The organism is Photobacterium sanctipauli, assembly GCF_003026495.1.
GTDB classification, from domain to species: Bacteria; Pseudomonadota; Gammaproteobacteria; order Enterobacterales; family Vibrionaceae; genus Photobacterium; species Photobacterium sanctipauli.
In genome coordinates, this window is sequence record NZ_PYMA01000002.1 from 573,593 (window position 1) to 585,765 (window position 12,173).

12 protein-coding genes are annotated in these 12,173 nt (G+C 44.2%); 4 read left to right on the forward strand and 8 right to left on the reverse strand.

Translation table 11 applies throughout. From position 1 onward, the window contains the following. Positions 1-219: 219 nt before the first annotated feature. A complete protein-coding gene (locus tag C9I98_RS05700; RefSeq protein ID WP_051902146.1) occupies positions 220-1,890 on the forward strand; it encodes a recombinase family protein in 1,671 nt (556 codons plus the stop codon). Positions 1,891-2,317: 427 nt separating this feature from the next. Beyond that, positions 2,318-3,133, forward strand: a complete 816-nt coding sequence (locus C9I98_RS05705; RefSeq protein ID WP_245907093.1) for a recombinase family protein — start codon at positions 2,318-2,320, stop codon at positions 3,131-3,133. Here C9I98_RS05705 and C9I98_RS05710 read toward each other — a convergent pair. The 5 genes from C9I98_RS05710 to C9I98_RS05730 all read right to left on the reverse strand — a co-directional run bounded on the left by C9I98_RS05710 (position 3,130) and on the right by C9I98_RS05730 (position 6,910). Next, positions 3,130-3,420, reverse strand: coding sequence for a hypothetical protein (locus C9I98_RS05710; RefSeq protein WP_036821526.1), 291 nt, complete (start codon positions 3,418-3,420; stop codon positions 3,130-3,132). The two genes, C9I98_RS05705 and C9I98_RS05710, sit on opposite strands and share 4 nt — an antisense overlap. After that, on the reverse strand, positions 3,420-3,803 hold the full coding sequence (locus tag C9I98_RS05715; RefSeq protein ID WP_036821528.1) for a hypothetical protein: 384 nt from the start codon (positions 3,801-3,803) through the stop codon (positions 3,420-3,422). Before C9I98_RS05715 ends, C9I98_RS05710 begins: the two co-directional genes overlap by 1 nt. A gap of 54 nt (positions 3,804-3,857) precedes the next feature. After that, positions 3,858-4,421, reverse strand: a complete 564-nt coding sequence (locus C9I98_RS05720; protein ID WP_036821530.1) for a hypothetical protein — start codon at positions 4,419-4,421, stop codon at positions 3,858-3,860. Between the two features lie 1,069 nt (positions 4,422-5,490). Further along, positions 5,491-5,994 carry a hypothetical protein gene (locus C9I98_RS05725; RefSeq protein ID WP_036821532.1) on the reverse strand — a complete coding sequence of 168 codons (504 nt, stop codon included), beginning with the start codon at positions 5,992-5,994 and terminating at the stop codon, positions 5,491-5,493. A 1-nt stretch (position 5,995) separates the two neighbouring features. Continuing rightward, a complete protein-coding gene (locus C9I98_RS05730; RefSeq protein ID WP_036821535.1) occupies positions 5,996-6,910 on the reverse strand; it encodes a DUF6731 family protein in 915 nt (304 codons plus the stop codon). A gap of 216 nt (positions 6,911-7,126) precedes the next feature. Between C9I98_RS05730 and C9I98_RS05735 the strand changes: the two genes are divergently transcribed. Continuing rightward, positions 7,127-8,722: an ABC-F family ATPase gene (locus tag C9I98_RS05735; protein WP_107271691.1), complete on the forward strand. Its 1,596-nt coding sequence runs from the start codon at positions 7,127-7,129 to the stop codon at positions 8,720-8,722. A 97-nt stretch (positions 8,723-8,819) separates the two neighbouring features. Beyond that, positions 8,820-9,287, forward strand: coding sequence for a YaiI/YqxD family protein (locus tag C9I98_RS05740; protein ID WP_107271692.1), 468 nt, complete (start codon positions 8,820-8,822; stop codon positions 9,285-9,287). Between the two features lie 76 nt (positions 9,288-9,363). On the opposite strand, the gene C9I98_RS05745 is transcribed toward C9I98_RS05740, so the two are convergent. The 3 genes from C9I98_RS05745 to C9I98_RS05755 form a co-directional block, all read right to left on the reverse strand. Beyond that, positions 9,364-10,491 carry a ParB/Srx family N-terminal domain-containing protein gene (locus C9I98_RS05745; RefSeq protein ID WP_051902309.1) on the reverse strand — a complete coding sequence of 376 codons (1,128 nt, stop codon included), beginning with the start codon at positions 10,489-10,491 and terminating at the stop codon, positions 9,364-9,366. 190 nt (positions 10,492-10,681) lie between these two features. After that, positions 10,682-11,359, reverse strand: coding sequence for a DUF3334 family protein (locus C9I98_RS05750; RefSeq protein WP_036824661.1), 678 nt, complete (start codon positions 11,357-11,359; stop codon positions 10,682-10,684). A 161-nt stretch (positions 11,360-11,520) separates the two neighbouring features. Further along, a complete protein-coding gene (locus C9I98_RS05755) occupies positions 11,521-11,883 on the reverse strand; it encodes a glutathione S-transferase N-terminal domain-containing protein (RefSeq protein ID WP_036824663.1) in 363 nt (120 codons plus the stop codon). Positions 11,884-12,173: the final 290 nt, after the last annotated feature.

A 12,173-nucleotide genomic window follows, 5' to 3' on the forward strand; every position in this document is an offset into this window, starting at 1 on the left:
CTTAAAATTTATCAGTGATGTAAGTCACGTATTCTGTTATACTTCGCGCAATTTCGAAGAAAAGTCGCTGATTACAGCGGCTTTTTTAATGCCTGTTAGTCTCATTATTGGAACAGTACATTGATTTCAACAGCTAATATCACAATGTAAGCTTTTCTGTTGCAATCAATTATCCCTTTTCATATCATCCATTTTAATCTCTTTCAGATTGGAACTGATATGCCACACGCCATACCCTACATCCGTTTTAGTTCTTCCATTCAGCAGAAGGGCTCATCCCTTGAGCGACAGCAGAAGCTGATTAATGACTACCTTAAAAGCCACCCAGAAGTCGAACTGAGCAGCCTTCAGTATCAAGACTTGGGTTTGTCAGGCTACAAGGGTAAACACCTTGAAAACGATCTAGGGAAGCTTCTAGAGGCTATCGAAGCAGAACACATCAAAGCTGGTGATTATATCCTTGTTGAAGCTATGGATAGGCTAGGGCGTTTGCCTGAGCTTGAGATGATATCGCTCCTACACAACATTCTTAAGCATGGGGTGAAGGTGATCACCTTGCAGGATGGGCAAGAGTACAGTAACGAAGCACTAGCAGCGAATGGCGGTCTGCTTTACTTACTTGCTGGCAAGGTTCAGATGTCACATCAACATTCTAAGCAACTTTCTGAGCGTGTAAGTGCTGCTTGGGTGAAGAAGCGTAAAGATGCTGAATCTGGTAAAGGGGTGAAGCGTAAAGCACCTTGGTGGATCACATGGAATGAAGAAACTGAACGCTATGACCTTATCACTGAAGAAGATAAGCAACTGCTGAACGATGTATTCAAGTGGTACTTGTCAGGACTTGGTGAAAGACGAATTCTTGCAAGGTTACGTGAAGTCCAACCTGAGAAGTTTGGAACGACAGATCCTGCTACAGTCAAACGTTGGCTCCGTAACAAGACATCTATCGGTTACTGGAATGATATACCTGACGCATACCCAGCAGCGATACCAGATTACCTCTTCTACCAGACGCAAAAGGAACTGGCTAGAAGAGCAGACGGCAAATCTCAGTCACCACGTTCAGGTCACTTCTTGTGTGGTCTTGTGAAGTGTGGTTGCTGTGGTGGTAACTTCTCAATGCGTACAAACAAGCATTCGCGTGATGCAATGCTGTGCAGTGTAGCTAACAAACGTAAAGACAAGTGTACTAACGGTAAAACGATACCTGTGCAGGTGCTAGATTGGATACGTTATGAGACGTTTGGTGAAGCTGTACAACATATTCAAGACAATTCACAGAGTCAGGAAGCAGAACAAGAACTGACAGTTGTTAAAGGTAGGATCTCTGAACTTGAGGAACGTATCGACAACCTCATTGAATTGGTTGCTGCTGGTTCAAAGCGAACTCAAAAGATTGTTTCTAAGTTGGAAGGTGAACTGGAAGAGCTTCAGGAAGAGGAATCTAACTTACTCCTACAACTTAGAAACCCAGCTGAAACGTCATATGCAGATGCGCTAATTTCTGGTAGTGAGATGCTAGATGAACCAGATCTGTTAAATGAGCTGCTTCGAAAGGTTGGGTATCACTTAGCAGTAGACGGTAACAAGATCAAGTATAAAGGGAGAGTATGGGAGTATGTTAAGTGGTCACGTAAGAATGACTGCTATCATCTTAGAGAGCTGACAGCTGACGGTGACTTGGTTTCAGAGTTCACTCTTGATGTGGATCGTGGGTGGACTTCTGAAGAGATAAAAGACCTTAAACCACAAGAGCCTACGGTGACTAATTACTATGCTCTAGACCTGAGTAGTGGGAAGAAAGTCGAGGTCTCTCCTGATGCTAATGCTGAAATGATTGATGCTTTGCGAGCAATTGACAAGGCTATAGTTGACAGCGCGAAGTCCTAGAACTTTCTCGATTTCAACTTTTCCCCAAAATTCAGAAAGGTCATCTTTTACGGTGGCCTTTTTCGTACCTGAGAAATATGTAGTTACAAGGTCTAGGTGTTTGGCAAGGGGTATTGTCCACGCGCTTAATTGCTTGCAATCCTAAAATATGAAGAAAAGTACATGGGATTTACAAGAATTTAGGTGATGAAGGTGCAGTGATAACGTCACACTATAACGTCCTGTCCAGTGAAGCCTATGCTGTACACATAGAAGAGGGTGTCATTCATCAACCCATCTTACCTGTACCGCCAACACTGTGAAGCCTTCCTTATACAAGTCAGTTGATGCGTCTCATTAGTATTCCTTTTGAGACTGTGAAGAAAATCGTCTCTAAAGATTGAAATGCCACATTAGAGACGGTATAGTCTCTTCATACTAAGAACTTATGAGACGGAATCAACAAGACATGTACCCACTACAGCAGACAATCAGTGACATCGCTAACGCTAACCTAACAGCGAAAGCTGGCAAGGCTGAGATCGAAGCACTACGCACAGACATTGAAGCGATTGCTGATGAGACAACCACGTTACAGCTGGAGGCTGTCATGGCTACCAAGAACAAAGGCGCTTTCATGAATGCCTGCGCTTTTCTGAGTACCTGTGTAGGTGATAACGAGGCTGAGACGACTTCTGAGACTGTTGTACCTGCTGGTAAGCAAGTTGGTTACGTCAGGGTGTCTACGGTAGACCAGAAGACTGATCGCCAGCTGGCTGGTGTGAAGGTCGATAAGCTGTTCAGTGAGAAGGTATCTGCTAAGACTATTGACCGTCCTCAGCTTGCAGCTTGTCTGGACTACCTGAGAGAAGGTGACACTCTTCACATCCACAGTCTTGACCGTGTGTGTCGTAGTGGTGCTGGTGACGCGGTGGAGCTGGTGGAGAAGCTGACAGGTCAAGGTGTTGGGGTTCACTTCCATAAGGAGGGTATGCATTTCTACGGGGCTATGACAGCCGCTCAGAAGGGCGTACTGGGTATCCTTGCTAGTGTGGCTCAGATGGAACGTGAACTGATCGCAGAACGCCGCACAGAGGGTATGGCGGCAGCTAGAGCTAAAGGTGTCCATATGGGTAGACCAGCTAACACTGTGACGAAGGAGGAAATAGAGGGAGTGATGAAGACAGAAGGTCTGTCTGTGACTAAAGCTGCTGAAAAGCTCGGGATTGGTCGAGCTACAGCCTATCGGGTGATGAAAGGTTAAAACTTGTGAAGCATAGCTGTTAGGTGAACCAACAAAGCCAGTTGAAAGTCTTGTACTGGTATCGCTACTGATTCCGGTTGGTTAATTGTCTTTTGTGATACAACTTCACCGAATGGGTTAGTGACTTTGACCATACGCTGTATGTTGTACTGCGCTATGATGTCGGAACCGCAAGGGCTGAACCTAGCAGCTGTCACTTTGACGTCGTGTAAGTCTCTGTTGAATTCTCTTAGGTAAACCTGCACCGACTTGATGAGATCATGGCTGTTGTCTTGTATGACTGTCATTACAGGACTCCTTGTCGTTGGTAAGCGTGAAGAAGGGATTGTTTAGCAATGAGCATGTTGTTGAAGCGTTGATCAGTAGGTGACAGTGAAGCCTTTAAGGTGGTCTGTGTCGATTCTTGGGGCTTTGCCCTTGCTTTCAATCCTTTAGCTAGCGCATTTGCTTGCCTTGAACGGGTTACTTCAACGGCTTCCTGATAGGCCATGCCGTCACAGTTCTGGTATCGGATAAACTCACGTTGACGGTGAAGTTCCCTGTCACACTCTCGTTGACGTTGTCGCTGATAAGTCTGTTCGATTAGTCTTACACGGGCTTCACCTGTTAGGTTGTCTACCTTCTCACGTTGTCCACGGTCAAGGTACGTGTACATATCGTCAATCGTCATTCATAATCTCTCCTTACTGATAGTAATCAGGTTGTCTTGATTGGTGACGGCTACTTAGTAACCGTCTCCGAACTCTCTGTTAAGCTCGTCGAATTCAGCTCGCTGTTTAGCCAGTTCACGGTAACGCTTAAGACGCTGTTCTCTCTCTTTGCGCTCTTTGTCCTCACGAGTGATACGTTTCTGTACCTGAACACGTAATTCTTCACGTAGCTTCTCAGTGATTTGATCAGCTTTCTCACCAATCAGCTTGAAGACAAACCGACTGTGAGGATCGTTACCTGTAAGGTCGTATGGTGCGTCAATGTGTGATAGTTCCCAGTCGTCACTGTTCAGGTGATCTGTAACGATCTTGAAGCCATCTTCGACGCTTATCCTCACCTGTGTATTCGTTTCTTCACAGAAGCGCTCTGTGAGCCGTACAGTGCGGTATAGAGGGGATGTCAGGGGGTTATCTAGCTGTGAACGTAGCTCTGATTCAACCTCCAGGTTAACTCTGTTGGTTTTCGTATTAGCTGGTTGTTGTACAGCTGGCTCTGTACGTTTAGGCTGTTGGATCTCAACTGCTTGAGTGATCTGGTCGCTATCCTTGATCGTGCTTAGTAAGCCGTATGTCTGCATTGTGCTGTTTCCTTAAACGTTGGTTGGTTTGAGATAGACGGTAAAGTCTCGTTTGGTGTCTCATCGATATGACTGTTTCCTTGGTGTTAGACAGAAAAAAGCCGCACTAGGCAGAAGTAGGAGTAAAGACCTAGGCGGCTATGAAGTACAGACAGAACTCTAAAAGGTGAACGACCACGACTATTAGGAGTGAAGTGTTGTCTGTGAAGTAAGTACGAGGAAACCCCGTTCAGGAACTGCCAAGGAAGGGGGCAGTCGAACTGAACGGGGTTCTGTATAGGTGTTGCTGTATAGTAGAGAAGAGGGCGATCACCCTTCTTTCATTCTCTGAGTCTTTACAGTTTGGTGCTGTAAGCTACTAGTTCGTTAGCCTGATATTGCACAGGCACTCTTTTGAAGTCAGGGGAGAGAGTAGTTAGACCCATAAGTCTGTACTAGACAACTAGTTCTGTATAGTAGACCTTTGATAATACTGATTAATACCTGATTCGGTAATCTTTGCAGTGAAAGCTTTAAAGGGAAAAACTTAGTAAGGTATGGTGATCAAGGGCAAAGCCCCACCTGTTAACAGTACCTGTTAAAACTTGTAGTTACAGGAATACTTCACAGTTAGTGTTAACGTAACTGAGAAGTCTTTAAAGTTATCTGTAAAGGTTAAGAGCTTTAATCTTTCGCTTCGCTCATTCTTTTCTGCTAACGCAACAGCAAACACTTTAAAGTTAAGAGCCTGTAACTATATAACCACGATCTCGAAATCTTGTCAACCCCAATTTCCACTGGTTGCATATGTAAATGCTTAGCTTTCTTGTCTTTTGTTGATCTGGATCAGGTTTTTTTGGTTTGACGTTAATGGTTGGGTGTGCTAGAGGTTGGCGCGTTTTAACCAGAACACTTTTACATTAATCTTTTAAAGATTGAGCTGTATCACGGTAGTTTCTGTCTAGTCTGTTCAGTTTGACTTTGATCAGCTGGTTTTCAGGAATCAGTTCAGTCGGGGAGTGGGGCTGTATGTTTGACGAAGGATTGACGTAAGTAGGACACAAAATAGTATTTTATGCCCTACTGAAAATCACATCAAGCTAGTAAATCTCTTGAATTGCTGCCAAGTGTGGAAAAACTCTTTAAACGCCAGTATCAGTATGAAGACACCCAACTGAACCAATACACTTGAGTATGTGTACTTTAATGTCGTCTCTCCTTCTCCAACTGTGAAAGACAGTGAATCTGGCAAAAACATTGTTATTATGAATGTAATACAGACTGCTAGTAGCCAGCCCATGGTTTTATGAAGGCGGGCAACAAGTTTTGGCAAATAACCTGTGCGTTGTGTATTGCGTACTAAGGTATTGTCTTTGGCTGATGCTAACAAGGTCATTGAAGCCATTACAAAACCGAAAAGGATACCTGCAAACGTTGCAACAGTAGATGCAATTGGCTGAATTTGGCTTGATTTTAGACCGGAAATAATAGGCCACGACAGATAGCAAAAGCCCAGCACCGCTAAGTATGTTAACGGTGTTGTTAGTTTTCCCCAATTAACGGGGTTATTTGTCGTAGTTACTCTTTGTTCCATCTTAGGCTAGTCTATCTTCTGGTCGTCCAAAATATGCTAACAATTCAGCTTCTTTACTTGCTTTAGCGGCCTCTAACTTCTCCCACATGTCTGCAGACATTGGGTAACGTCCACCCATCTCTACATCATCGTAGTATGTAAGTCGTCCACTTACTAGATCAACAGGGTGCACCTCTCCAGTTACATCGTTCTCTGTGAGTAAGTCTAGCTTTTCAACATTAAAGCGTTCTTGTGTCTCACGTAATGCTCGTTTAAAAGCATTTCCTAGGTATCGATCTTCTGGTGCTTCTGCTCGACCGTCACCACGGAATGATAAGTTCAACACAGCAGAACCAGTACCGTTTAAAGTCTGAACGATAGCGTTGTTAAAGTTATGCTCGATACCATCGAAAATGTCAGGGTTCCGAGGACGGGCAATTCTAATCTCAGCCGTCTTAATATGCACGTGATCATTTGCCAACCATTGCAAGTCGGCAGGTTCAATGATCGGATCAACTGACGTTGTGTAATTTGCAGGGGAAAGGTATGCAGCAAGGTTTTTGTAGTTCACACAGTAGCGGTTACGCTGGATAATCAGCAACGAATTCTCTGTGTAAAATGTGAAATGTGCCTTCTCTAGAAGGTTTTCATTGTCTTCTAGCTCAAGTTCACGTTCATCGCCACCTGCAACAGCTGCATGCGGAAGGTTGTTTTTACGGTGTTTACCTATGATCCCTTTAAAACCATAAGGGGTTTCTTCAAGTGAACGAAGTTCAAAAAGTGCTCGACCAATACTTTTGACCGTAGTAGCAGGATCTTCCTGATATTGCTCATAAAGACGACGGAGTACACCATTAATGTCCATTGGCAAGGCATTATCTTGAGCAGTGTTTGTAACACATTGGTAAAAATCGAAATGAAATTGTTTTGTAGCCATAGTTATTGCATTCAATTGCTTATTTTGAGCCAGTATATCTGTAAGGGTATACCGACGCTACTGACGGATTTAGTAAGAACAATAGTTTAACTGATTAGGTGATGTAGCTCACAATCTCTGTTATAATACGTCCCAACGAATTTTAAAGGGCTGACATACATTGTCGGCTTTTTTAATGCATGATTTAGAAAGAATTCCCGCTGGAGGGACATAGTTATCATCAGTACAGCGAACATTACAATGCAGTTTGGCGATAAGCCATTGTTTGAAAATATCTCAGTTAAATTTGGTGGCGGTAATCGTTACGGTCTTATCGGTGCAAATGGCTGTGGTAAGTCAACGTTCATGAAAATTCTTGGCGGCGAATTAGAGCAGTCAGGCGGTACTGTTTCATTGGATCCTAATGAGCGCATGGCGAAGCTTGGCCAGGATCAGTTTGCATTCGAAGAGTACACAGTTGTCGATACCGTGATCATGGGTCACAAAGAGCTGTGGAAAGTAAAAGAAGAGCGCGATCGTATTTACGCACTACCTGAGATGTCTGACGAAGACGGTATGCGCGTTGGTGATCTAGAAACTGAATTTGCTGAAATGGATGGCTATTCAGCGGAAGCGCGTGCAGGTGAATTGCTACTTGGTTTGGGTATTCCTGAAGAGCAGCATTTTGGTTTGATGAGTGCCGTTGCACCTGGCCTAAAAGTACGTGTTCTTCTTGCTCAGGTTCTGTTCGCAGACCCAGATATCATGCTACTTGACGAACCGACGAACAACCTGGACATCCACACTATCTCATGGTTAGAGCAAATTCTGCTTGAGCGTAACTGCACCATGATCATTATCTCGCACGACCGTCACTTCCTAAATAGCGTATGTACTCACATGGCTGACTTGGATTACGGTGAACTTCGCTTGTTCTCTGGTAACTACGATGAATACATGATTGCAGCTGAGCAAGCGCGTGAGCGCCTACATGCTGACAATGCGAAGAAGAAAGCGCAGATGGCTGAATTACAAACGTTCGTAAGCCGTTTCTCTGCTAACGCATCTAAGGCGAAGCAGGCAACGTCTCGCCAGAAGCAACTTGATAAGATCCAACTTGAAGAAGTGAAAGCATCTAGCCGTCAGAGCCCGTTCATCCGCTTTGATCAAGAAAAAGAGCTATTCCGTAACGCACTTGAAGTTGAGGGCCTGAAACAAGGTTATGGCGACAACATCCTGATCAACGGTGTTAAGCTGCTTGTTGAAGTTGGCGAGCGTATCGCAATTATCGGTGAAAACGGTATTGGTAAGTCGACTTTCCTGAACACCCTTGCGGGTGAGATGGAGCCGATGGACGGTATGATCAAGTGGTCGGAAAACCACAACATCGGCTTCTATGCTCAGGATCACAGCGCTGATTTTGAAGAAGATATGACGCTACTAGACTGGATGGGTCAGTGGAAGAAAGACGGAGACGACGAGCAAACCGTTCGTGGCATCCTAGGTCGTATGCTGTTCTCTCAGAATGACATCAAAAAGTCAGTGAAAGTGATTTCTGGTGGTGAGCAAGGTCGTATGCTGTTTGGTAAGTTGATCATGCAAAAGCCAAACATCCTATTGATGGACGAACCAACGAACCACATGGATATGGAATCGATCGAGTCATTGAACTTGGCGCTGGAGAACTACAAAGGCACCTTGATGTTTGTCTCTCACGACCGTCAGTTTGTTTCGTCGATCGCAACACGTATCATTGAGATCACCAAAGACGGTGTTGAAGATTTCCACGGTACATACGAAGAGTACCTAGCGAAAAAAGGCCTGATCGGCTAATCTTCGCCAAAGGATTATGAATAAGCCGCCTAACTGGGCGGCTTTTTGTTAGTTACAGCCATTTGGTATAACGAATACTCATTGAAAAGGGTAGAAAATGAAAATCTGGGTAGATGCTGACGCTTGTCCTAATGTCGTCAAAGAGATCCTATTTCGTGCGGCAAATCGTGTTGGCGTGCCAGTGACTTTGGTTGCGAACCAGTTTATTCGCGTACCACCGTCACCGCATATTAAATCGATTCAGGTAGAGTCGGGTTTTGATGTGGCTGATAATTTCATTGTTCAGCAAGCCGAAGTCGGGGATTTAGTGATTACGGCTGATATTCCGTTGGCTGATGAAATTATTACCAAAGGTGCTCACGCTTTGAATCCTCGTGGTGAAATGTACACCAAGGATACCATCAAGCAACGCCTTCAAATGCGTGACTTTATGGAGACCATGCGCAGTTCTGGTGTACAAACCGGAGGACCAGCGCCGTTGAGTCAGGCAGATCGCCAAAACTTTGCGAACAAGCTAGATAGCTTTTTAGCGAAAAACTTTTTAGCGAAAAACGCCAAGCGTTAATCAAGCATTAGTTTTGCATTGCGGCATAGTGCTAATTACAGCGTCTATTTGGCGCTAGCTATGCCGTGTGCCTAGCTTAACCGTTACCTTCAACATCGCCCTTGGCCGACTCTTTTACCTCCTCGGACTCTGCTGATTTTTTGTCATTTTCCTCTTTCTCTTTTTGGGCTTTTTGTTCTTCTAGCACGGCCTTAGGTGTCGATTTTTCTTTCTTGTTAACACGGTAGGTGGTGGCTAGGGTAAAGTTGGTGTTTTCCCCGGTTAGCAAGGCTTCTAGCGCTTTGCTGTCAACCGCATCCATCTGGCCCATCTCTTTGGCTGTCAGTTTTGATTTACCGATGATTTCATCGTCAGGAATATCCACCATGATAGTGGCAGCTTCGGTAATGGCTGTTGCGTATTCTTCCGGATCATTGAGGTCATATTTGCTGATTTTCATCTTCCCGCGTAATGCCAATGCCCAATTGAGCGCGAGGTAGGGAATGGTCGCTTGTTTATTGTCTTTGCCATCTGGCTTAGGCGGTTGGTAACTAATGCCGGTTAGGAAGTGAGCCAGGGAAAGGTACTTATCATGCTTAAGCTGTTTGCGCCCGATGTATTCAGGTAAGTCGTCGGGTTTTACTTTTTTCCCTTTTTGATTCACCAACCAGACCTCCTTATCATTGATCATCTCGGCCCAAAAATCGTCACCAGAGCTGATAAGGTTGTGGTTCACTTTTACGGTAATCGGCACGCTGGTACCACCGTTTGGCATGTCCCAGAATGTCGAAAGGATAGTGTGGTTGGTAGTGAGATACAAAACACCATCCTCAGGGCCTACCACAATAGTACTGAGTGCTTCGCTGTCTGAGCCCAGCTTGCCTTTGCAAGTGTATGAGTTGGGATCGGTAGGGACAGAGTTTTCGTCCCAACTCTTAATGCCTTTACCACCGTTTAATCGACAAAGATCATCGTACATAAATTTAAGATCGTTTTTGTAGCGCTGAAGATTGGCGTTTTCAGCGTCATGATCAAGCACGGCTTGGGTCGGTAGCAGTTGATCCAGCGTTATGGTGATGATGTCACCATTTTCGAGTGCTTGGTACTCTGATTGTTCGTCTTGGTTTTCCACGCTTTCTTCACTTGCCTCTTCGGCAGCAAGTGGCAGGCTAAGAGTGAATAGCATAAATAATGATGAAGAGAGCAGAACAAGCCGATGGTGCATACACCTAAACTCCGCAGTGAAACCTACCTGTCAAAGTCTAGCAAAGCATGATCTGTCGCGTGTGTTAGATGTAATACCCATCCCATTTAATATCTGGTCAGATTGGTGGGGTTGGTATGAAAATACGGCATATATAAAAGCAGCAAGGGGATACCTTGCTGCTTAGGTTTGTGTGCTGTTACCCGTAATGTTAGATACCCAGCTCATCTAGCAGATCGAGATCGACTTCAGCAGGTTGAGGCTCAGGCTTCTTCTCTTGCTTCTTTTGCTGTGTTGAAGCAATGATGCTATCAGGGTCGATATCGTCTTGTTGCTCAAATTCTTCGATTTGAATGAACTCAGTCTTGTCCATCGCAAGTTCAAGATAGAAAATGTTGTTGTTAGCAGTTGTAAAGCTAACACGGCGAGCTTGTGGACGGTCTAGGTTGGTATCTACCGATAGCAACACTTGCTTGTTCAACGCCAGCATCTTAGGCTGGTTTTGAGTGATAGACACTTGTAGCTCACGGCGGATTTTGCTCGTGAAGTCACCCACGATCTGGTTCATTAGCTCACCCAGCACGTCTGCTACTTCATCGGAAGAGTGGTGAATAGCCAGATCATCTTGCGACATACCCATCTTGAGCATGTAGTCTTGGTATAACTCCAACGCGGCTTGATGCGAGAAGTTGGTGACGACTAGGCCGGTAAAACCACCATCAAAAAGAACAAAACAACCAATGTCCGGTTTCAAGCTGGTTTTGTTGATCTTTTGAACCATTGCAGAGTAGTTAACAGGGCTATCCGTAGCGGTTGTTAGTACTGAAGAAATTGATTGGCATAGCTTGAGCAGAATATCGTCTGTCGTTACGACTTTTGTTTTTTTCATGGTGTTCTTTTTCAATAGTGTTGAGAGCGGCAGTGTGTCATTAAATGAGAAGAATTGCACAGCGATTAAGTCATGAATTGATTCAGGTCACTGTTTTTATTCGCTTGGCTGAAGAGTACGTAAGCTGTCGTGCAATTCTTTCCATTAACAATAAGCGACCACTAGTTGGCGTAGCGCTGCTCTAAATAAGCAATGATATCGTTTGACTCATACATCCAGGTTACGTCTCCTGATGCTTCTTCAATGCGAAGGCACGGGACTTTGCGCTTACCACCACCGTTGATTAAGGCTTCTTCATGTTCTGCTTGCTTTGCATCAATGGTTTGCAGCGGCAAGTTCAAGCGTTTAGCTGCACGACGTACTTTGACGCAAAATGGACAGGCATCAAATTGATAGAGCTTTATACCTTTTAGTGACTCTTCGACCTCTTGCTGGTCCTCATCGCTACGCTTTAATGACTTAGGCGAAAAAATCGCATTGAGTAGGAGAATAAGCTGGCCTAACACTATACGAACAACTTTCATTTTTAACTTCCCTATGATTATTTGTTTATTAATTAACGCAATGATAACGATTCGTGTTGAGAGTTAAAACCACAATTATCATGTGGTCTATAAGTATGGTGTATACACATGGGCGATATTCTTAACCGGAATAACGTTTCTTTGGTTAATCCATTAATTAAATTTAAACTTATTGTTGCTAAAGGTAGTGCTTATATGTCGCTGATAAGCTTTAGTAATGTGCATCGAATATATTAAAGAAATTAGTGTGATTAAAAGTAAAAAAGACGATCTAGTTCACTTAGTGGCAT